Origin of the sequence: Symbioplanes lichenis (assembly GCF_030709675.1) — a bacterium.
In the GTDB taxonomy this organism is placed as follows: domain Bacteria; phylum Actinomycetota; class Actinomycetes; order Mycobacteriales; family Micromonosporaceae; genus Actinoplanes; species Actinoplanes lichenis.
Map to the genome: position 1 here is coordinate 53,589 of NZ_JAUZQD010000013.1, position 21,725 is coordinate 75,313.

The following is a 21,725-nucleotide window of genomic DNA, read 5'->3' on the forward strand; positions in this document are numbered from 1 at the left end:
CCTCATGCTAACAATCGGGCGAGGGGCCGGAGCCGGTCGCGGATCGCACCAGCGGGATGACGCGCTTCCCGAAGACCTCGGTGTCCAGGGCCGGGTCCAGGCCGTTGATCCGGAAGCCGGTGATGCCCAGCCGCACATAGTCCAGAATTGCCTCGGCGACGGTTCGCGGGCTGCCGACGAGTGCTCCGAGGGTGGCACCCCAGGACGCCGCACGCGCTGTCCACATCGCTCGGTCGTGGTGCCGGCCTCGCGCATGGGCTGCCCGGAGCCGGTTCTCGCCGGCGGTGAAGTCAGGCTGCGGCACGCTGTCCGACTCCCCGCCGGATCGCGCCAGGAGGGCTTCCGCCCGTTCCCGGGCCGCGTCGTCGGTGTCACCGAGGATCACCGAGAGCCGGACGACGAAGCCGGGCGCGCCGGCTCGCCCGGCGTCGCGTGCCGTCCGCCGGACCGAGGACACCATCTCGGCGCAGCCGGCGAGTGGCTCGCCGAAGAAGGCGTGGTGGTCCGCGTGCCGGGCGGCGACGGTGCGGGCCGCCTCGGACGAGCCGGCCAGGTAGAGCGGGATACGTGGTTGCTGAAGCGGCCGGACGCGGGGCGCGAAGTCCTCGAAGCGGTAGTACGTGCCCGCGTGCGAGAACGGCTCCTCCGCGGTCCAGGCCGCCGTGAGCACCTCGATGTACTCGGCGGCCCGCGCGTACCGCTCGTCCTTCTCGGAGTAGTCACCCTCACGCCGTGCGTCGCCCTCCCGGGCGCCACCGCACACCAGGTTCACGCTCACCCGCCCGCCGGTGATGTGGTCGAGCGTGGCGAAGGTGCGGGCGGCGAGGGTGGGAAAGACGATGCCCGGCCGGTGAGCGACGAGCATCCGGATCCGATCGGTCCGGGCGGCGGCGTACGCGGCGATCTGCACGGGGTCGGGACTCTCCGGGCCGTAGCCGACCAGGATGCTGTCGAACCCGAGCTGCTCCTGGAAGACGGCCATCTCCCGGATGTGCCCGAGATCGATGACGGCGGCCGGGTCCCGGCGCCAGTCGGCCGACTCGGTGTAGCCGATGAACTCGATCGCCACCGGTCGCTCCCTCACACTCGCGAATCTGACGGGCCATCGGTCAGGACAACAGGTCGGCCACGGCGGCGAAGTCGATGTGGTCACGCACCCCGTCCGCCATCCGGTCGAGCACGTCGTCCAGGGGGCGCTGCCGCGCCTGCGGGCCGACGAGGTTGCGTACCACTTCCGGATCCTCGAGCAGGCCGTGGACGTACAGAGCAAGGATGTTGCCGTGCTGATAGCCGGCGCCGCCGGGCAGAGCGGGCCGGACGCCGGTCCCGGCCCGCACACTCCGGCCGTGCCGGATCTCGTAGCCGCTGAACCGGAGACCGGTCAGCCAGGCCCACCAGCCCCGCAGAGGGCCGAACCGGAACTCGCCGGCGCGCTGTGCCTTGTCGGCCCGGAACATCGTGTCGACCGGCAGGAGGCCGAGCCCGGCGGTGCTGCCTCGCCGCTCGACGCCCGCCGGATCCTCGATCCGCCGCCCGAGCATCTGGAGCCCGCCGCAGATCGCGAGGATCGGCCGGCCGTCGGCGGTGCGCTCGCGGATCACGGGCTCCAGACCCGACGCGCGAAGCCAGGCGAGATCCGCCTGTACGTCTCGCGAGCCGGGAAGTATCAGCAGATCGACACCCTCCGCGGCGCCGGCGTGCCGGATCCAGGACAACCTCGCTCCGGCCCGGAGAACGGCGGCGAACTCGTCACTGTTCGCCATGCGGGGGTACGCCACGATCCCGATGTGCGGACCGTCCGCCGGCCCCGCGTCGGCGAGGGCCGCGGAGTCCTCACGGGGGAGGACCGCGTCGAGCACGGGGACGACGCCGAGGGTCGTCATCCCGTAGCGGTGGCGCAGGAACTCCGCGGAGGACAGCAGGTGGTCGGGCCGCGTGGCCGGGAAGTACTTGTTGAACAGAACTCCGCGTACCCGTGCGCGATCCTCGGCGGTCATCAGATCGAGAGTGCCCACGCAGTGGGCGACCGCACCCCCGCGGCCGGCGTCGGCGACCAGCAGGACCGGCGCGTCGGCGTGGCGGGCCAATCGCATGTTGACGACGTCGTTGCGGGAGAAACCGGGCTCGGCGGGGCTGCCGGCGCCCTCGGCGACGATCACGTCGAAGTCCTCGCGGAGGCTGTCGAGCGCGTCCGTGACGGCCGGCCACAACAGTGGCTTGCGGAAGCGCCAGGGCACGCCGGTCAGGTCGGGGCGGGGGCGGCCGAGCACGACCGGGACCGTCCGGTCGCGGTGCGGCTTGAGCAGAATCGGGTTCATCCGGACGTCCGGCACGACACCGGCCGCTAGGGCCTGCACATACTGGGCGACTCCCAGCTCGCCGCCGTTCACCACCCGGGCGTTGTTCGAGATGTTCTGCGCCTTGAAGGGGGCGGCCCGGACGCCGGCCCGGGACAGCAGCCGGAGCACGGCGGTGACGAGGAAGGACTTGCCGGCGTCGCTCTGCGTCCCCTGGATCATCAGCGTCCGCGCCGGGCGCCGGGCCCGGGGCCGGCGAGCCGGCCGGGCCTCGAGGCGGCCGGGCGCCCGCTCCTCCCCGCCGGGAATCAGGAGAGCCGGCGCGGTCGCGGCGATCCGCAGCAGCTCGCGGCAGAGCTCCGGGGCATTCCCGGGCGCCGGCGTGGGGACGGCCGGGCCGATCGTCCGCAAACCTTCGAACGACTTCGCCGGACCGACGGCGACGACGGGCGTCCGGGTCTGTTCGCCGAGCTGGTTGATCGCCGGCACGTCGGCGTCCGTACCGAGGCGGGCCACGATGAGGTGGAGGCTGTCCTGTTCGTTGAGGGCGGCGTCGTCGGTGATCGGCCGGAGCGGGGCCGGTCCGGCCGCGGCGGCGAGATCGTGGAGCAGCGGCCGTACGGGCCGGTCCCGCACCGACAGATCCCAGCGGTCGAGCTCCTGCCCGAGCCAGCGGACCGCCGCCCGCACGTCGTCACCCGCACCGGCCTCCACGAGGATCAGCCGGGGGCTGCCGAGGACGGCCCCGGGCTCGTCCCTGTCGTCGCCGGCCGTCACGAGAGCAGGCGATCGAGCAGCCGGCCGTCCAGATGGGAGCGGAGGTGGTCGCTGATGTCGTCGAGGATCCGATCCACCTGCTGCCAGGCGTCGACCGGCATCTCGAGCACGGCGCCCATCGCGTCCGGATGTTCGAACAGGCCGTGCAGATAGACGCCCAGCACGTTGCCGTGACCGAAGACCAGACCGGGCCGGTCGCCCCGATCCACGTCCGCCCCGGTCGGCCGGGTGGCGCCGTGCCTGATCTCGTACCCCGGCACGCGCAGGCCGTTGAGCACCGACCAGGCGCCGGACAGGCCGGAGATCTCCACCTCGGTGTGCCGCTGCACCTTGTCCCGATGGAAGGTCGTTTCCACCGGCAGCAGACCCAGCCCCGCCGCGTCGCCCTCGACCCGGTGCGGATCGCGGATGGCGCCGCCCAGCATCTGCAGCCCCCCGCAGATGCCCAACAGCCGGCCGCCGGACGCGGCGAAGCCGGCGATCGCCCGGTCCAGTTCGCGGGCGCGCAGCCAGTCGAGGTCGGCGGCCACGTGCTTGGAGCCCGGCAGCACGACGATCTCGGCATCGAGGAGATCGGCGGGTTTCTCGGCCCAGCAGACGCGTACGCCCGGTGTCCGGTCGAGGACGGCGAACTCGTCGAAGTTGGAAATCTGGGGATAGCGGAGGATCGCGATCTTCCGGCCTTCGCCACCACTGTCGCGCGCGGCGCCGTACAGGTCCTCCGCGGGCAGCGTCTGCGTCATCTCCGGGACGACGCCGAGCGAGGGCACGCCGGTCGTCCGCTCCAGCTCGCTGATGCCGGGTCGCAGCAGCGCCGCGTTGCCTTCCCGGAAGAACCGGTTGAACACCCACGCCGACAGCTGCCCGCGATCCGTGTCCGGGAGGAGACCCCAGGTTCCGTGGCAGTGGGCGATGGCGCCGCCGCGGCTGGCGTCGGCGACCAGCAGGACCCGGCTGTCCGCGGCCCGGGCGACCCGCATGTTGACGATGTCGTTGTGATAGAGATGCGGCTCGGCCGGGCTTCCCGCACCCTCGATCAGGACCAGGTCGTACTCGGCCCGCAAGTCCTGCAGCGCGGCGTCAACGACCGGCCAGAGCAGGGGCTTGCGCAACCGCCAGGGCACGGTCCTGAGCTCCGGCCGGTGCGTCCCGGCGGCGATCACGTCCATCCCGCCCCGCCGCGGCTTCAGCAGCACCGGGTTCATCCGTACGTCGGGCGCGCAGCGCGCGGCGACGGCCTGCACGTACTGGGCCACACCGATCTCACCGCCGGCCACGATCCGGGCGTTGTTGGACATGTTCTGACCCTTGAAGGGCGCCACCCGGTAGCCCGCGTCGGCCAGCAGCCGCGCCAGACCGGCGACCATGAAGGTCTTGCCCGCGGAGCTGTGCGTGCCCTGGACCATCAGCGTCAGGCCACGCCGCCGCGAGCCGGCCGGTCGCGGGCGGATGCCACCGGCGCCGGGCTCGGCGGGTTCCCTCGTGGCCCGGACGAGCGTCGGTGCCTCGTTGCCGGTCAGGACCAGCGACCGGAGGTCGAGACCGAGGTCCGGCGCGGCCGCGCCGAGCCGGCCGGCGACGATCAGCTTCCCCGCGGCGGCCGAGAACGCCGGGGCGGCGCCGGCCGGGTCCGACCCGGTGACGATCACACCGGCGATCGATCCGCCGCAGCAGTGCCGGTGCCGTTCCACCCGATCGAGCAGGCCCCGCGTCAGAGTGTCCTCGTCGGCGACCAGGAACGCGGGAGTCGAGGTGCGCGTGGCCAGGGCCAGGATCGGACCGCTCAGGTGGGCGTCGCCGTCCGCGGCCACCGCCGTGCCGACCAGGACGGTGACGTCACCGCCGTTGGCGTACCTCGCGGCGGTCGCGGCGGGTGCCCACGCTCCGGCGATCTCGTCGAGGCCGCGCGGCTCGTCCGGTGGGCCGTAGACCTCGAGGGGCACCTGCCACGCGGTCAGTTCCCGGCGTACGAGGCCGGCGACCCGGGCGGCGGACACCGCGTCGAGGTCCACCAGCGCGATCCTCGGTGATCGCAGGACACCTCCGTCGGCCATGTGAGTGACCCCCGTTCCTGTCGTCGTCCGATCAATGCCTCTGCCGTACGGCCGCCCGGGCGCCCGCGCCGTGCCGTCGTGCCGCGTCGACGAGGCGGTGCGGGACGGACGGGTACGCGGCCCAGTGCAGATGCAGGTAGGAGGCGTGCACGTTGCCGGCCACGATCCCGTCGGGCGCACTGCCGTCCCATCGCCAGGCCGGGGCCGACTCCGCGGAACGGTGGACGACCGTGCGATGGAACTCGTGCCCGGTGACCCGGGTGCCCGCCGGGGCGAGGACGCTGGCCGTCGCGGCGATCGCGTCGCGGTAGCCCAGCCTCAGCCGGCCGGTCATCTCGGCGGTGACGTCCAGCACGCCGCACATGGGCGCGCCGTCGAGCGACCGGCCCAGCCACAACATCCCGGCGCATTCCGCGGCGGCCGGGGCGCCGGCGGACAACAGCTCGCGAACCTCGGAGCGCAGCGGGGTGTTGGCGGACAACTCGGCCGCGTAGACCTCGGGGAACCCTCCGCCGACCACGAGCGCCGCGGTGCCGGGCGGCAGTCTCTCGTCGGTCAGAGGATCGAAGACCCGGACCTCGGCCCCGGCCGCGGCGAGCAGTTCCACGTTCTCCGCGTAACTGAAAGTGAAGGCGGCGCCGCCGGCCACGGCCACGACCGGACGGTACGCCGGGGCCGCGGCCGGTGGCGCCCACGGGAGCGCGACCGGTGGCCCGGCTCCTCGCGCGATCCGGTGGATCCGGTCCAGATCGACGTGGCGGGTCACCACGTCGGCCAGCTTCGCCAGCATCGCCCCGGTGGTGTGCCGCTCGGCCGCGGGCACCAGGCCGAGGTGCCGCGAGGGGACGGTCAGGTCCGCGTCGCGCGGCATCGCGCCCAGCACCGGCATCGGCACTTCGGCACAGGCCGCACGCAGGATCTCCTCGTGGCGGGCCGAGCCGACCCGGTTGAGGATGACGCCGGCCACCCGGGCCGGGCCGAACCCGTCGAAGCCGCGCAGCAGGGCGGCGACCGACCGGCCCTGCCCGCGGACGTCCACGACCATGATGACCGGCGCGTCGATCAGCCCGGCCACATGGGCGGTGGAACCGGTGTCGCCCTGACCGGCGCGACCGTCGAACAGTCCGAGCACTCCCTCGACGATCGCCAGGTCCGCGCCGGCCGCGCCGTGCCGGAACAAGGGAGCCACCAGCGACTCACCCGAGAGCACCGGGTCGAGATTGCGCCCCGGGCGGCCCGCGGCCAGGGCGTGGTAGCCCGGATCGATGTAGTCCGGCCCCACCTTGAACGGTGCCACGCGGACACCCCGGGCGGCGAAGGCGGCCAGCAGCCCGGTCGCCAGGGTGGTCTTGCCGTGATTCGAACCGGGCGCTGCAATGACAACTCTCGCAACCATGACGGCCCTATCGGTTGAACGCCTCGGCGGCCGGATCTGCTCGCTTCCACGGGTCGTTCGACACTGCTGGACCCTGCCCGATCAATCGTTCTGTGTCAATCTCTGGCGGGCCGGCGTACGCGTTTCCGCGTTTCCCGGCAGCGATGTTGCGCCGTCGGCGGGCCCTGGCCTATGGTCCACCTTGGAGCGGCTGACCTCGATGACGTTACCGGTCAGGAGCTGGGAAAAGCGATGCCACGGGGCCGATCTGGTCACTGATCAAACGGTTGAACGGGGACTCGGAGAGCGACGGCGAATGCCGGAGCGGGGGAAGTTCATTCGTGCATACTCCGAAGAACGGTGCGTTTTTCTTCGATATCGGTGATCAATTGGCCGGGCGCGACGTGCTGGTCGCCGGCGGCGGGGCGGACGCGTATCGAGGCGTCCTGGCCCTGCTCGGCTGCGCCGCGCGAGTCAGCGTCTACGCGCTGCGCGCCGGGCCCGGAATCAGGGGGCTGGCCGCCGAGGGACGCATCAGCTGGCACCCGCGTGAGCCCGCCGCGCAGGACTTCGACGACACCTGGTTCGTGGTGGCTGCCGCCGGCGGCGAGGTCGATGCCCGGGTCCTGGCGGAGGCGAGGCGCCGCCACCTGTTCACCCGTCGGGTGGCCGCCACCGCCGCACCCGCCGCCACGGGCGGGGGCTCCGTGTCGATCGTCGGCGCCGGACCGGGCGACCCCGGCCTGATGACCGTGCGCGGTCAGCAGTTGCTCGACGCCGCCACCCTCGTCGTGACCGATCGGCTCGTGCCCGCGGAAGTGCTCGTCGGACTGCGCCCGGGCGTGGAGCTGGTGGACGTGGCCAAGTTCCCGCGCGGTCCGGCCGCGTCGCAGGATCGGATCAACGAGACCCTTGTGGCGGGCGCCCGGGCCGGGCACGACGTCGTGCGCCTCAAGGGCGGTGACCCGTTCGTCTTCGGGCGCGGGCTGGAGGAGATGCTCGCGTGCGCCCGGGCCGGCATCGCCTGCGCGGTCGTTCCCGGCGTGTCCAGTGCGATCGGCGTGCCCGGTCTGATCGGCCTGCCGGTCACGCATCGCGGCGTCACCCACGAGTTCACCGTCGTCTCCGGCCATGTCCCGCCCGGATCGCCGCAGTCCCTCGTCGACTGGAAGGCGCTGGCTGCCCTGCGCGGGACGATCGTCGTGCTGATGGGCGTCGAGCATCTCGCGGCGATCGCCGGGGCCCTCATCGGCCACGGCCGGGACGGCGCGACTCCGGTCTGCGTCGTCCAGGACGGCGCGTCGGACCGCGGCCGGCATCTCGTCTCCACCCTCGCGGACGTCGGAGGGGCGGTGGCCCGGGCCGGCGTGCGGCCGCCGGCGGTCACGGTGATCGGTGACGTGGTGGCCGCGGCCTCGCAACTCGCCGCGTTCCGGGACAGCGCGGCCGGCCGGGGAGTTCTCGATGACGTCCGCCACTGAGCGACCGCACCGGCGCCCGGCCGACGGCTGCCCGAGCGTGACGCGCCGTCACGAGGCCATGGACGGGGGGCTCGTGCGGGTTCACGTACCCGGCGGGCTGCTGCGGCTCAGCCAGTTCGGCGTCCTGCGCACCGTTGCCACCCGCTACGGGACCGGCGACCTCGAACTGACCAGCCGCGCCAATGTCCAGATCCGGGGCCTGGCCCCGGGCGCGGAACTCGACATCGCACCACGGATCAGCGCCGCGGGGCTGCTCCCTTCCGCCCGGCACGACCATGCCCGCAACATCGTCGTGCCGCCGGGAAGTTCTTTTCTCCTTCAGCGCGTGCCCCGGCTCCGGCGTCTCGTGGCGGAGCTGGACCGGGCGATCTGTGCCGACGCCGAGCTGGCCGCATTGCCGGGCCGGTTCCTCTTCGCCGTCGGCGACGGCTCCGGCGGGAGGGCCCTCGCCGATGCCGATGTCGCTCTCCGGCCGGTCTCGGCGAACCTGTCGGCGCTGCTGCTGGCGGGCGAGGATTGCGGACTCGTGGTGGGGGACGAGCAGGCCGTCCCCGCGATGGTCGCGGCGGCCCGATGCTTCCTGGCCGAGAACCGCGAGACCGGTGGGGACGCCTGGCGGATCAAGCACTTGGCGAAGGGTCCCGCGGCGGTGGCCGGGCGGCTGCTGCGTTCCGGTACGCACGTCCGCCGCGCGCAGGCGTACGACCCCCCGCCGTCCGATGCCCCGGAAGCCCCGGACACCGACGCCGCCGGACTGATCGCTCAACCGGACGGGTCGGTGACCATGGCCGCGGTCGTCCCGTTCGGCCGGCTCCGCCCGGAGCAGTCCGCGGTGCTGACGTCCGCGGCGGTCGCGGGCGAAGGGGTCCTGACCGTGACCACACGCCGGAGCGTCGTGATCCGGGACGTGCCCGCCCGGATCGGGCGTGAGCTGCTGGGCGACTTCGTCGCGGCCGGCCTGATCGTCGACCCGCGCTCACCGCTGCGGCGACTGACCACCTGCGTCGGCCGGCCGGCTTGCGGGAAGGCGCTGCGGGACGTGCGTGCGGACGCCACCCGCACGGCCGCCGTCCTGGCCGGCTCCGGCCCGCCGGTGCACTGGTCGGGGTGCGAGCGCCGGTGCGGGCGGCCGTCGGTTCCCCATGCCGGGGTGGTGGCGACGTCGTCCGGCTATGTCCTCGAGCTCGGCGGGAGACCACCCGTCCACGGTGGCCAGGCCGACGTCGTCGCGATGGTCGCGGCGGCGCGCCGGGGACGGGAACGCGAGCATGCCGGCGTGGAGGAGGAGCGATGACGGGGAAGCTGTGGGGCGTCGGCGTCGGACCGGGCGATCCGAAACTGCTCACCCTCAGGGCGGTCGAAGTCCTGCGAGCGGCCGATGTCGTGGCGTTCCACAGCGCTCCCCACGGCCGGAGCGTCGCCCGGGACATCGCCGCCGGGCACATCTCACCCGGGCAGACGGAGGTGCATCTCGTCTATCCGGTGACGACCGGGCGGACCGGCCACCCGGGCGGCTATGACGCCGCGCTCGCGGAGTTCTACGACTCGGCCACGGCGCGGCTCGCCGCTCATCTGGACGCCGGGCGTGACGTGGCGGTACTCGCGGAGGGCGATCCGACGCTCTTCAGCTCCTACATGCACCTGCACGCGCGGCTGGCCCCCCGCTATCCGAGCGAGATCGTCCCCGGCGTCACCTCGGTCGCGGGCGCCGCCGCGGCGCTGGGCCGGACGTTGGTCGAGGGCCGGCAGGTCCTGTCGGTGATCCCGGCGACGTTGCCCGAGCCGGAGCTCGAGGCGGCCCTGGCCGCTGCCGACGCCGCTGCCGTGCTGAAGCTGGGCCGGCGCCAGCTCCCGAAGGTGCGGGCCGCCCTGGAGGCGCAGGGACGACTCGGCGGCGCGTGGTACGTCGAGCGGGCCACCACCGCACAGCAGGAGGTCCGCCCGCTCGGCGAGGTGGATCCGGGCACGGTGCCCTACCTCGCTCTGGCGCTCGTTCCCGGCGACGGCCGGCGGGACGGGGAGCGGGAGACCGCGGCGCGGCGGCCCGAGGTGGTCGTCGTCGGGCTCGGCCCGGGTGATCCCGGATGGCTCACTCCGGAGGCGCGGGCCGCGCTGGCGGACGCCGACGACCTCGTGGGGTACGGGCCCTACCTGGACCGGGTGCCCGCCGCACCCCGGCAACGCCGGCATCCGTCGGACAACCGGGTGGAGCGCGAGCGCGCGGAGTTCGCTCTCCGCCTGGCCGGTCAGGGCGCCAGGGTCGCGGTCGTCTCGTCCGGGGACCCCGGGGTGTTCGCGATGGCGGCTGCCGTCTACGAGGTGGCGAGCGAGCAACCGGGGCGGGACGTCGACATCCGGGTGGTACCGGGACTGACCGCGGCCCAGGCGGTGGCCAGCCGGGTCGGTGCTCCGCTGGGTCACGACTACTGCGTCATCTCGCTGTCCGATCGGCTCAAGCCCTGGGCGATCATCGAGCAGCGGCTGCTCGCCGCGGCCGGGGCCGACCTGGTGATCGCGCTCTACAACCCGGCCTCGCGCGCCCGGCGCCATCAGCTCGCCGACGCGCGGCGCGCCCTGCTGACGTCGAGGAAACCCTCGACGCCGGTGGTCGTCGGCCGGGACGTGGGCGGACCCGAGGAGAGCGTGACGGTCACGACGCTCGGCGAGCTCGACGTGGACAGTGTGGACATGCGCTGCATGCTGCTGGTGGGCTCGTCGAAGACCCGAGCCTTCCGGCGACCCGGCGGCCGCTGGGCCGTCTTCACGCCCCGCCACTACGAGACGTCGTGACCACGCGTTCCCGGGCGCCGGCGTGCGTCTCGCCGGTGCCCGGGCAGCCGCCGGAGATCGGCGACACCCCTCGTACCCGGAATCAGGTCATCGTCGGAAATTGCTTTTTCGCACGATTTCCCCGTCGGCCGAAATCGTCGGTGTGCGGTCGCGCCGGACCGCTTCCGTAATCGTTTTTCCCGGGTCGGCCCGCACCATTTGCCGACCGTGCTCCCGCGGCTCCACCCGAGGGGACCCGGGTCCCGTCCGAAGGCGGCGTCACCTCGCTGAGCGTGGCGAAAGCCAGCTGCTCCCGGTCGCCTGCGCCGATGTCGGTGGCGGGCATTGTCAGCCTGTCCCCCTACTGTTCTTCGCATGCTCCCGGGCAGCCTGGGAGCTATCAAACGGGCCGGTTCCGGGCGTATTGCAAAATGTCCATGATATCGACTGTGATCAAACCTTGATGGCTTCGGACGCGGGTGTTACGGTCGCCGGTATGCAGGATGCGGAACGCTCCGCCGAGGCCGTCCGGGACGAGATCGATGTCGTGGTCAGGACAATTCTTCAGGATGATCTCTTCGTCGAGGTGCCGCCGGAGCTGATGGGGCTCGACGACAGCCTGCGCGCCTCGTACGGGCTGGACTCGCTCGGCTTCGTGGAGCTGAGGGTGCAGTGTGAGAACAGGTTCGGCGTCCACATCTCCGACGACGACTTCAGCCCGGAGAATTTCGCCAGCATCCGCGCCGTCACCGACCTGGTGCGGCGGCTGCGGCCGGCACCGTCGCCAGTGGAATGACGGCTGATCGCGCGGCCGCGCCCGCCTTCCGCCCCGGCACCGCCCCGTGGTCGCTCGACGACCTCGAGTTCGAGCGTCGCATGCGGATCGACCACTACGGCGGGACCTCGCCCCGGTTCGCGTGCGTGGCCGCAAGCGGGGTGACGCAGCGTCTGGTGGATCTCGCCGGCGCCGAGCGAGGGCGGGTCTTCGACGTCCTCGACGCCGGCGGCGGCTACGCGAGCGCCTGTCTGGGCGCCGGTCACGCCGCCGTCCGGGCGGCGGTGACGCGGGCGGTCGACCAGGCCGGCTACACCACGGACGAGATCGGCTCGTCGGAGCGTGCCCGGTTGCTGACCGGGCTCTTCGGTCCCGGCGGACTCTGGGCGGAGCGCTTCCCGGCGGCGGACTACCACGTCTGCGGCCGCAACTCCGGTTCCGAGGGCATGGAGCTGGCCCTGCGGCTGGCGCTGGAATCGCGCTTCGACGGCCGGCGGTTGCGTCCGGTGCCCGGCCGCGGCGAGCGGACCATCGTCCTGGCCTTCGAGGGCGCCTGGCACGGCTGGTCGGCCGGGGTGCTGCCGCTGCTCAACCGCCGGCACCACCGTGCCGGCCTGCCGTCGCTCGCGGACCGGCCGCCGTACGGCCTCACCGTCGAGCATCTCCCGTTCGGGGTGCCCGACGCGCTGTCCGGATTCTTCGACGCCCACGGCGCGAGGCTGCTCGCCGTGGTCGTCGAACCGGTGCAGGGCGACGCCGGCATCCTGCTGCCGCCCGCCGGATACCTGCGGCAGCTCGCGCGCTTGTGCCGCGACAACGGCGTCCTGCTCATCGCCGACGAGGTGCTCACCTTCGCCCGTACGGGCCGATTCTTCGCCATGACCGACGAGCACGGGCCCGTTCCGGCGGACGTCACCGTGATCGGCAAGAGTCTCGGCATGGGCGTCCTCTCGACGTCCATGGTGATCGCCCGCAGGGAACTGACCGTCCGTGCTTCCGGCGCGGTGGCCACATCCGACCTGCGCCCGTTCACCTGCGCGGTCGTCGGCGACGGACTCCGGCACATCGTCGCCGAAGGCCTGCTGGCGCGGTCCGTCTCCGTCGGTCGCACGCTGGCCGGGCTGCTGGAGCGACTCGTCGCCGACTTCCCGGCGGTGTTCCGGCGCTCCCGTGGGGCCGGGCTGATGCACGGGGTCGAGCTCACCGAGCGGGCCGCGACCCGGATCACCGAGTTGCGCGACTGCGTGATCAGGTCCGGCACGTACGTGGAGTTCATGGCCGGCGCCGGGCGCCGCGGCGGATCGCTCGGCTACGTCTTTCCGACGATGCGGGTGGCGCCGCCGCTCGTCACCACCCCGGAGGAGGCCGAGCGGATGGTGGCCGGCATCCAGGCCGGGGCGGCACGATTTCAGGCCCGGTTGTGACCGGCAACGAACCGGCCGGCGCCTCCCCGTTCCGGCGCGTGCGGTGCCGGGTGGAACATGTCGACACCGATGCCTCCGGCAGCGTGCACTTCTCCCGCTATCCGTCCCTGCTGGAGACGGCTGCCCTGGAGAGTCTGGAGGGCCTCGGCTGGGGCCCGCCCGAGCTGGACGGCCGCGGCCTGGATCTGGTCGTCGCCGAGCTCGCCATGCGCTACCACGGCCCGGCCCGGTACCGGGACGACCTGGACGTCACCGTACTGATCGACTACGCGGGCGCCGCCCGTTTCCGCTTCCGCGGCGACATCAGCCGGCCCGGAACGTCCCCGCCCGGCGTACCACCGGCGGCCACGACGCTCGCCGGCGGAACGATCCTGTTCTGCGTGGTGGACCGGGCGACCGGACGTGCGACGGGCCTGCCGGCCGACATGAGCACCCTGCTGAAGGGACTGGCTTCCCGTGCATCCCAGTGACGCCGAGCCCGCGACCCCGCTGCCCGGTGGCTCCCGGTCGCTCGGCTTCTCCGAGATCAAGGGCTGGTTGCGCCACCGCCATCCCATGATCTACCTGGACCGGGTGCTCGACTACGCCCCGGGGGAATTCCTGACCAGCACGCTCTCGGTGTCCGGCACGATGGACAGCCTGGCCGGTCACTTCCCGGACCGGGCGATCTTCCCGGCCAGCCACCTGCTGCAGGCCTTCGCGCAGTCGGGCATCATCCTCTATCAGCTCACGACGTCGCGGCTGGCCGACGACGAGATCACCCTCCTCGGCTCGGTCCACTCCCGGTTCCTCCGGATCATCGTCCCCGGCGACCAGGTGATCATGACCGTCCGGGCCGGGCGGATCGTCGGCACGACGTTCTACTTCTCGGTCCAGGCCGTCGTCGACGGCCGGCCGGTGGCGAAGGCCCGGGCCACCCTCAACCGGACCCGCGTCGCCGCGCTCGGGCCCCAGCTCTGGTGACCGGTCAGATGTCCGGCAGCGTCCTGGTCACCGGGATGGCGTGGGACACCGCGCTGGGCGACGGGCTGGAGCAGGTGTGGCACCGGCTGCTCGCGGGGGAGACGGGGATCCGGGTCGTGCCCACCGACGTCCCGCTCCGCAACGAGCGCGCCGCCGTCCCGCCGGACCGGGCCGGACCTGCCGGTGATCCGGCCGGCCACCAGCTGGCGCTCACCCGGGCCACGATGCTGCGCGCGCTCGCCGGCGCGGGGATCGCGGCCGGCGACCCGCGGCTGCGGGCGGTGCTGGGCACCAGTTACGGCAGCCACCTGGACGTGCCGGAGAGCGACCTCTACCGCTGGGCGACTGCGCTCGCCCGTACCCTGGGACTTCGCCATCCACCGGTGTCGGTCGCCACCGCGTGCTCGGCCGGGTCGGACAGCGTGCTCGTCGGCGCCGAGCTGATCGCCGCGGGTGCGGCCGAGGTGTGTGTCTGCGGAGCGACCGACGTGCTCACCCGCGCGAAACGGCTCGGGCACTCGAGCCTCAGGACCATGTCACCCACCTTCCTGCGGGCCTTCGACGCCGGCCATGACGGCACGCTGCTCGGCGAGGGCTCCGGTTTCCTGGTGCTGGAGGCGGAACGTTCCGCCGCGCGGCGCGGGGCGCGCCCGTACGGACGCATCGCCGGCACCGGATCGGCCAACGACGCGACCGGCTCGGCGGCGCCGGACGTCACCGGCCGGAGCATCGTCCTCGCGGTCCGGCGGGCGCTCGCGGACGCCGGGCGCACGGTGGCCGACGTGACCACGATCAACGCGCACGGCTCCGGCACGCCGGTGAACGACGCGGCCGAGGCCCGCGGCTACCAGGAGTTGTTCGCCGGGGTCACCCGCCCGCCGACCCTCTTCGCCACCAAGGGCGCCCTCGGCCACACCCTGGGCGCCACCGGTGCGATCGAGGTGATCACGCTCCTGCTGGCGCTGCGCGACGGCCGGGTGCCGCCGGTGCTCGGGCTGCGCACGCCCATGGCGGACTTCCCGTTGCCGCTGGCCCGGGCGGAGGCGGGCCGGATCGGCGGGACGACCGGGATCAGCGTGACGGCCGCGTTCGGTGGCTTCACGACCTGCCTCGTCGTGGAGCCGCCGCCATGACGGACCACATCGGTACGACCGGCCCCGCACCGCGGATCCTGGGCCAGGGATCGGCGAGCGTCGCCGGCCTGGGCCGGATCCGCGGCGGCCGGGCCTCCTTCTACGCCGACCCGGTGAGCTGGCTGATCGCCGCGGCCGCGCGCGAGGCCGTGGAGAACAGCCCGGCGCGGGTGCTGTCGCGGCCGGAGGACGTCGCGGTCATCTGCGTGAGCGCCCAGTGCACGACGTGGACGATGGCCGCCGTCGCCCGGGGCCTGGCGGCGGAGAGCGTGTCACCGCTGCGGTTCGCCGGGGCCAACCCGGCGGCTGTCGCGGGTCTCGTCTGCGTCGAGCTCGGCTTCCGCGGGCCGAGCCTGGCGCTGCCCATGCCGCCGGGCGAAGGTCTTCCCCCGGCGACGGCGCTGGCCCGGTCCTGGCTGCACCGGGGCAAGGCCTCGGCGGTGGTGCTGGTCACCCACGAGCCGGATGCCGCGGGCGGGCACACCGCCACGGCCACCGTCCTCGGCCCCGGTGAGCGGCCATGACCGCGCCGGCCCTGGAGCCCGCGCGGATCGCCCGGTTCCTGGCCGGGATCGTCGAGATCGGCGGCGCGGCCACGGCCCCGATCTCCCTGGACCGGGCGGTCGGCGAGCTGGACCGCTGCGGCGTACGGCCGGGCAGTGTCGTTCTGATCGCGATGCCCAACAGCCGCGACATGCTCACCGTGTTCTTCGCTGTGCTGCTCCTCGGCGCCGTGCCGGCGGCGGCCAGCCCCTCGGCGAGCAGCGCCCGGCTGCGCCTGATCGCCGATCGGATCGGCGGCGCGGTCGTGGTGGGCCCCCGGCTGAGTCCGGAAAGACTGGCCGGGGTACGCCACCGGCGGCTGGCGACATTCGACGTGGTCACCCGGGACGGGGCCGTCGGCGCCACGCGGCCGGGCCCCACCGTCGTCCTGCTGACCTCCGGCACCCGCGGCATCGCCAGCGGTTGCGTGCACGCCCTGGACCGGCTCCGGCTGAACGCCGAGCGGCACGCCGCGGTGATCGGGCAACGCGACCGGGACAACGTGCTGATCACTCTGCCGTTGCACTATTCGTACGCGCTGGTGGCGCAGGCGCTGTCGGCCTATTGGCAGGGGGCTCGCGTGACCCTGGCCGGTCCGCCGTTCACGCCCGGTGGTTACCTGCGCCTGCTGGCCGGCACGGGTGCGACGGTGTCCTCGCTGACGCCCGCTCTGGTCCGGCTCCTGGCCGGTCCCGGGGACCTGCGCCTGCCCGGGGCGCTGCGCGTGCTGACGGTCGGCGGCGACGCCCTGGAGCCCGCGCTGACCGGCGGCCTGCTGGCGGCCAATCCCGGGCTGGAGGTCTATCTGACGTACGGGCTGACCGAGTGCGGGCCCCGGGTCGCGACGCTGGCGGCCCACCACGAGCCGGCCCGCCGCCACGGTTCGGCCGGCGTGCCGCTGCCGGGAGTCCGCACGCGGCTGCGCCGGCACGGCGCCGAGGGCACCGAGCTGCTGGTCGTGACGGACACCGCGATGCTGGGCCGCGTGGGCGACGTCCCGCCGGAGCAGGCCGGTGACCAGGACGGCGTCGTCGCCACCGGCGATCTGTTCGACCGTGACGACGACGGCTACCTGTGGTTCCGCGGCCGGCGCTCGGACTTCGTCGTCATCAACGACGCCAAGGTGTCGCTCCGCTCGGTGCGGCGGACGGCGGTGGCCGTCGCCGGAGCGGTGCGGGCCCGGACCACGGTGCATCGCACCGAGTCCGGCGAGACCTGGTTCGACCTCGATCTGTACGTGCCCGAGAGCAGCACCCGGCCGGCGGCGTCGATCAAGCGCAGCCTCGACGAGGTGCTCCTTCGCGCGGAACGTCCCCGGCACCTGACCATGCATCCGGTCGGCGCGGCGGACTGGCCCAAATGACCTGAGCCGGCCGCGCGACCATCACGCCGAAGGGAACGACCATGACATTCGCAGTCAGCAGCAGGGACGTGACCGCCGCCGAGGGCACCGCCGACGACATCGCACGCGTCGTGGACGGGTCGCTCGGGGCGTTGCGGCTGACGGACTTCCTGTCCGCCGAGGACTGCCGGTCCGTCGTCGCGGCACTGAACCCGGCGATGTTCGACCAGTACGATCCCGAGTACTACCGCACCGAGGCGTTCCGGATCGGGCCGTCGCTCAACGAGCACCGCTTCGGCTCGCCCGGCCCCGACGACTATGCGGCGGCCGCCGAGAAGGCCTGGCGGTGGTGGGGCGACGGCACGGTTCCCATCGACCTGCACGCGGTCTTCCGGGCGAAGCTGGAGCACGTCTGGGGCGGGCGGTCGCACGCGGCCACCTTCCGCGGCCGGCCGGCCTACTGGGGCATGATCCGCCGGATGGCGGCCGGCACCCTGGTGCACTGGGACGACGTACGCGAGGAGTTCGGTGGCCCCGTACTCGGCGAGGACCTGTCCCGGCAACTCAGTGTCAACGTGTTCCTGGAAGGCCCGGGCGAGGGCGGCGAACTGCTCGTCTGGTCGCGACGGCGGGAGCCGGACCACGAGGCGGCGCGGATCAGCTACGGCTACGACCGCGACCGGGTGGTCCCCGGGGACCCCGACGTGATCCTGCGGCCCCGGACCGGCGACGCGGTGATCTTCTCGCCCGTGAACTACCACCTGGTGGAGCCGGTCGCCGTCGGCGACAGGCTCGTCTTCTCCCTCTTCATGGCGGTCGCCGGGGACGGCGACCTCGTCCTCTGGTCGTGAGGCCGGGGCCGTGGTGAACCTTTACGTGGAGAACTACCTGAGCGGCAACCTCATCTCGAATCTGGACTCGCGGACCGGGCGGTCCAGGGTCCGCGCGATGAACGGGCGCATGCTCTGGTTCGCCGGCCCGGGCGATGTCGTCGTCCTGAGCCGGAGCCTGGACCACACCTACGTCAAGTACGCGTGCGGCCTGCTGGGAGTCGACCCGGGCGACTTCGACGTGGTGGTGCCACCGCCCGGCGTGCTCGGCACCGACGTGCTGACCCGGGACCGTCTCTGTCGTCCGGAGTTCCTCCGGCGGCTGTCCCGGATGCCGGCCGTGCGCGCGGGCCTGCGGCGCGTCGTGGCATACGTGACCGACGAGACGATCCTCCGGATGGCCGGGAGCCTCGGTGCCGAAGACGCGGTTCCCGGCCGCGATGTGGTCGCGCAAGGCGGTGTCGACCTGCTGAACAGCAAGGGGTTCTTCCGGGCGACGGGCCGGTCGGCCGGCGTGCCGATCGCCGAGGGCGTGGTGATGCGCGATGTCCAGGAGGCCGCGTACCAGGCCGGGGAGCTGCTCCGGCGCACCGGCCACGTGATCGTCAAACGAAACTTCCACACCGGTGGGTACGGCAACGTGGTGCTGTCCCGGAGCGCCGCCACCGTGCCGATCGGTGCGCTCGAGACCGTAGAGGTGCGGGACAGCGCGCAGGTCGAGCCGGCGCTGCGCCGGTTGTGGCCGTTCCTGTCCGCGTCCGGAAGCCAGCCGGTCGTGATCGAGCGGTACCACCCGGGGAGCACGACCCTGGCCGGTGAGCTGGAGCTGACCGAGCGGGACGTGCGCTGGCGCACCCACGTCGAGATGCGGATGAACCCGCGGATCGAGGGATTCGTCTGGCGCCCCTTCGGCACGCTCGGCGCCGACGAGAGCTATCGCGCCCGGGCCGTCGAGCTCGCGCGCAAGGTGCACGACTTCGGCTATCGCGGCATCCTGAACGTCGACTCGATCGTCACGCCCGGCGGTGAGGTCCTCATCACCGAGTTCGACGGCCGGCACGGCGGTCTGACCCATCTGCACTCGTTGTTCACCCGGCTCCTGTCCGCGTCGTACGTGCACGACCGGCACATCGTCGTGGTCAACCTGCCGTGCGAGGACGTGTCCGCGGCCATCGCGGCGCTCCACGCCGAGGGACTGGGGTTCGACGCCCGGGCGCGACGCGGCGTGGTGCTCGCCTCAGCCGGCACCGGCGACGGCGGCCCCGTCGAATGCTGCGTCATCGGCGGCTCCGAATCGGAGGTGCTGTCCATGGAGGATCGGCTGAGACAGGTCTTCCCGGCCCGCGGCAACGGAGGAGAGACCCCATGACTCTGGCGAGAGCCGGTGGCATCGCCGTCGGCATCTTCCTCGATCATCTGCTGGAGGAGCCCGCCCGCTTCCACCCGGTGGCCGGGTTCGGCCGCATCGCCACGCGGGTGGAGCGCTCGACCTACGGCGACTCCCGGGCCCGGGGCGTCCTGCACACCGCCGTGTTGCTGGTCCCGCTGGCCGCCGCCGGTGTGCTGACGGAGCGGCTCAGCCGGCGGCATCCGCTGGCCGAGGTGGTGGCGGTCGGCCTGACCACCTGGATCGTGCTGTGCGGCTCGGCCACCCGCAGCATCACGCGGGAGATCTCCGAACCGCTGGTGCGCGGTGACGTCGCCGGCAGCCGGGAGCTGTTCCCCAAGCTGTTCTACCGCAGCAGCGACGTTCTGACGGACGAGGAACTGCCCACGGTGCTGATCTTCGGTGTGACGGAGTCGTTGTGCGACGCCGAGGTCGCTCCGCTCCTCTGGGCAGCCGCGGCGGGCATCCCCGGCCTCCTGCTGTACCGGGCGATCAACGTGCTGGACAACAAGATCGGTTACCGGAGCACGCGATACCGGCGCTTCGGCTGGGCGGCCGCCCGGCTGGACGACGTGGCGAACCTGCTTCCCGCCCGGCTCGCCGCCGGGCTGACCGCCCTCTGCGCCGGCACCGCGGGCGGGAGCTCCGGAGCGGCCCTGCGCGTCTGGTGGCGTGACGCGGGCCGCGACTCCAGCCCCAACTCGGGACAGCTCTTCGGGTCGTTCGCCGGCGCCTTCCGGCTGCGGCTCACGAAGCCCGCGGTCGGTCTGAAGCCGGGCACCTCGGCCGTCACCTTCGGCGCCGGCGTGCGGCCCGGGCCCGAGCACCTGCTGCCCGTCATCCGGCTGTCCGGCGTCGTGGGGGGCGTCGCGGGTGCGCTGGCCGTGGCTGCGTCGGCTCTCCGGGGCCGGCGGACGCGGTGAGCGGCCCGGGCGGCGGCCTGCTGGTCGCCGGGACGACCTCGGACGTCGGCAAGAGCATGGTGACCGCCGGCATCTGCCGCTGGCTGGCTCGCAACGGCGTACGGGTGGCACCGTTCAAGGCGCAGAACATGTCGAACAACTCCAGCGTGGTCGTGGGTGCGGACGGCCGGGGCGGAGAGATCGGCCGGGCCCAGGCGATGCAGGCGAGGGCCTGCGGCACGACTCCGGACGTCCGCTTCAACCCGGTGCTGCTCAAGCCGGGCCGGGACCGGTCGAGTCAGGTCGTGCTGCTCGGCGAGGCGGTGACCACGGCGACGGTGAGTGACTACCGGGCGTTGCAGCCGCGGCTGGCCCGGGCCGCCTTCGGCGCACTCGCCGAGCTGCGCTCCGAGTACGACGTGGTCGTCTGCGAGGGGGCGGGCAGCGTCACCGAGGTCAACCTGCGCAGCGGTGACTTCGTCAACATGGGGCTGGCCCGGCACGCCGGATTCCCCGTCGTCGTGGTCGGTGACGCCGACCGGGGCGGCGTGGCCGCGACGTTGTTCGGTGCCCTGGCGCTGCTCGAGCCGGCGGACCAGCGATTGGTCAGCGGTTTCGTGGTCAACAAGTTCCGCAGCGATCTCAGCCTGCTGCGACCCGGGCTCGCCGGGCTCTCCGCGCTCACCGGACGCCCGGTGCACGGGATCCTCCCCTTCAGCACGGAGGTCTGGCTCGACGCGGAGGACCTGCACGCGTACGGACGGGTGCTGGGCCGGCCGGGCCCGCCGCACGGAACCGAGTGGTTGCGGGTCGTGGTGATCGGGGTGCCGCACATGTCGAACGTGACGGATGCCGAGGCGCTGGCCGCCGAGCCGGGGGTCCGCGTGCGCTTCGGCCTCGAACCCGCCGATCTGCTCGACGCGGATCTGGTGGTGCTGCCGGGATCGAAGGCGACGGTCGACGATCTCGGGTGGTTGCGCCGGGCGGGCCTGGCCGGCATGGTGGCCCGCCATGCCGCGGCGGGCCGGCCCGTGCTCGGCATCTGCGGCGGGTTCCAGATGCTGGCCGAGTCCGTCCGGGACGATGTGGAGAGCCGGTGCGGCAGTGTGCCGGGCTTGGGGCTGTTGCCCGTACGGATCGCGTTCGCCGAGCGCAAGAAGCTGGCGCTGTCGTCCGGGACCGCCCTCGGCGCGCGGGTGCACGGCTACGAGATCCATCACGGAGCGGTCGTGGCGGGTGATCCCGAGCCGCTGCTGGTCGATGCCGCCGGGCGGGGCGAGGGCGCCGTGGCCGCGAACGTCTACGGTACGCACTGGCACGGTCTGTTCGAGTCGGACGAGTTCCGCCGGCGGTTCCTCACCGTGGTGGCACGGCAGGCGGGCCGGGCCGGCTTCCGGCCCGCGCCGGACACCTGTTTCGCCGCCATCCGGGAACGTGCGCTGGACATCCTGGGCGACCTGGTCGAGCAGCACCTCGACACCGCGGCGCTCAGGCATCTCATCGAGGCGGGCCCCGCGCCGGAACTGCCGTTCGTGCCGCCGGGAGCGCCGGCCGCCGTCCCTTTTCCGTAAACAGCAACGGCCCGCTCCGTAGCACCTGTGAACAAAGACATTGTCCTAAATAAATGTCACATATCTTGTTGAGCCGGTCCCGGCCGACGTGATAGGCCGAAC

The 21,725-nt window shown here is 73.2% G+C and carries 18 protein-coding genes; 14 read left to right on the top strand and 4 right to left on the bottom strand.

Features of this window, described 5'->3' with window-relative positions; all coding sequences use genetic code 11:
* Positions 1 to 7: 7 nt before the first annotated feature.
* From RAN62_RS28795 to RAN62_RS28810, 4 genes are read right to left on the bottom strand one after another with little or no spacing between them, the layout of a single operon-like run.
* Positions 8 to 1,069: an LLM class flavin-dependent oxidoreductase gene (locus tag RAN62_RS28795; RefSeq protein ID WP_305787929.1), complete on the bottom strand. Its 1,062-nt coding sequence runs from the start codon at positions 1,067 to 1,069 to the stop codon at positions 8 to 10.
* Positions 1,070 to 1,109: 40 nt separating this feature from the next.
* Positions 1,110 to 3,074, bottom strand: coding sequence for a cobyric acid synthase (locus RAN62_RS28800; protein WP_305787930.1), 1,965 nt, complete (start codon positions 3,072 to 3,074; stop codon positions 1,110 to 1,112).
* Positions 3,071 to 5,128, bottom strand: a complete 2,058-nt coding sequence (locus RAN62_RS28805) for a cobyric acid synthase (protein ID WP_305787931.1) — start codon at positions 5,126 to 5,128, stop codon at positions 3,071 to 3,073. The genes RAN62_RS28800 and RAN62_RS28805 overlap by 4 nt, the downstream gene beginning before the upstream one ends.
* A 31-nt stretch (positions 5,129 to 5,159) precedes the next feature.
* The gene (locus RAN62_RS28810; RefSeq protein ID WP_305787932.1) at positions 5,160 to 6,524 is read right to left on the bottom strand and encodes a cobyrinic acid a,c-diamide synthase CobB; all 1,365 of its coding nucleotides are present in this window, start codon (positions 6,522 to 6,524) and stop codon (positions 5,160 to 5,162) included.
* Between the two features lie 368 nt (positions 6,525 to 6,892).
* On the opposite strand from RAN62_RS28810, the gene cobA reads away from it, so the two are divergent.
* From cobA to RAN62_RS28880, 14 genes are all read left to right on the top strand, one after another.
* Complete coding sequence (gene cobA / locus RAN62_RS28815; RefSeq protein WP_305787933.1) at positions 6,893 to 7,984, top strand: uroporphyrinogen-III C-methyltransferase; 1,092 nt, start codon at positions 6,893 to 6,895, stop codon at positions 7,982 to 7,984.
* Complete coding sequence (locus tag RAN62_RS28820) at positions 7,968 to 9,278, top strand: ferredoxin-like domain-containing protein (protein WP_305787934.1); 1,311 nt, start codon at positions 7,968 to 7,970, stop codon at positions 9,276 to 9,278. Before cobA ends, RAN62_RS28820 begins: the two co-directional genes overlap by 17 nt.
* The gene (cobJ, locus tag RAN62_RS28825; RefSeq protein WP_305787935.1) at positions 9,275 to 10,774 is read left to right on the top strand and encodes a precorrin-3B C(17)-methyltransferase; all 1,500 of its coding nucleotides are present in this window, start codon (positions 9,275 to 9,277) and stop codon (positions 10,772 to 10,774) included. Before RAN62_RS28820 ends, cobJ begins: the two co-directional genes overlap by 4 nt.
* 475 nt (positions 10,775 to 11,249) lie before the next feature.
* Entirely contained in the window at positions 11,250 to 11,549 is a 300-nt protein-coding gene (gene amcB / locus RAN62_RS28830; protein ID WP_305787936.1) for a cispentacin biosynthesis acyl carrier protein AmcB, read from the top strand.
* Positions 11,546 to 12,952, top strand: a complete 1,407-nt coding sequence (gene amcC / locus RAN62_RS28835) for an amipurimycin biosynthesis protein AmcC (protein ID WP_305787937.1) — start codon at positions 11,546 to 11,548, stop codon at positions 12,950 to 12,952. The genes amcB and amcC overlap by 4 nt, the downstream gene beginning before the upstream one ends.
* A 50-nt stretch (positions 12,953 to 13,002) precedes the next feature.
* The gene (locus tag RAN62_RS28840; RefSeq protein WP_305787938.1) at positions 13,003 to 13,422 is read left to right on the top strand and encodes an acyl-CoA thioesterase; all 420 of its coding nucleotides are present in this window, start codon (positions 13,003 to 13,005) and stop codon (positions 13,420 to 13,422) included.
* Positions 13,409 to 13,915, top strand: coding sequence for a cispentacin biosynthesis cyclizing decarboxylase AmcE (gene amcE / locus RAN62_RS28845; RefSeq protein WP_305787939.1), 507 nt, complete (start codon positions 13,409 to 13,411; stop codon positions 13,913 to 13,915). Before RAN62_RS28840 ends, amcE begins: the two co-directional genes overlap by 14 nt.
* 8 nt (positions 13,916 to 13,923) lie before the next feature.
* Positions 13,924 to 15,048 carry a cispentacin biosynthesis acyltransferase subunit AmcF gene (gene amcF / locus RAN62_RS28850; protein WP_305787940.1) on the top strand — a complete coding sequence of 375 codons (1,125 nt, stop codon included), beginning with the start codon at positions 13,924 to 13,926 and terminating at the stop codon, positions 15,046 to 15,048.
* Entirely contained in the window at positions 15,045 to 15,572 is a 528-nt protein-coding gene (gene amcG / locus RAN62_RS28855; protein ID WP_305787941.1) for a cispentacin moiety biosynthesis protein AmcG, read from the top strand. Before amcF ends, amcG begins: the two co-directional genes overlap by 4 nt.
* On the top strand, positions 15,569 to 16,954 hold the full coding sequence (gene amcH / locus RAN62_RS28860) for an adenylate-forming 2-oxoglutaryl-ACP ligase AmcH (protein ID WP_305787942.1): 1,386 nt from the start codon (positions 15,569 to 15,571) through the stop codon (positions 16,952 to 16,954). The genes amcG and amcH overlap by 4 nt, the downstream gene beginning before the upstream one ends.
* A gap of 41 nt (positions 16,955 to 16,995) precedes the next feature.
* Complete coding sequence (locus RAN62_RS28865) at positions 16,996 to 17,784, top strand: 2OG-Fe(II) oxygenase (RefSeq protein WP_305787943.1); 789 nt, start codon at positions 16,996 to 16,998, stop codon at positions 17,782 to 17,784.
* Between the two features lie 10 nt (positions 17,785 to 17,794).
* Complete coding sequence (locus RAN62_RS28870) at positions 17,795 to 19,132, top strand: preATP grasp domain-containing protein (RefSeq protein ID WP_305787944.1); 1,338 nt, start codon at positions 17,795 to 17,797, stop codon at positions 19,130 to 19,132.
* Positions 19,129 to 20,073: a cobalamin biosynthesis protein gene (locus RAN62_RS28875; RefSeq protein ID WP_305787945.1), complete on the top strand. Its 945-nt coding sequence runs from the start codon at positions 19,129 to 19,131 to the stop codon at positions 20,071 to 20,073. Before RAN62_RS28870 ends, RAN62_RS28875 begins: the two co-directional genes overlap by 4 nt.
* The gene (locus RAN62_RS28880) at positions 20,070 to 21,623 is read left to right on the top strand and encodes a cobyric acid synthase (RefSeq protein WP_305787946.1); all 1,554 of its coding nucleotides are present in this window, start codon (positions 20,070 to 20,072) and stop codon (positions 21,621 to 21,623) included. The genes RAN62_RS28875 and RAN62_RS28880 overlap by 4 nt, the downstream gene beginning before the upstream one ends.
* Positions 21,624 to 21,725: the final 102 nt, after the last annotated feature.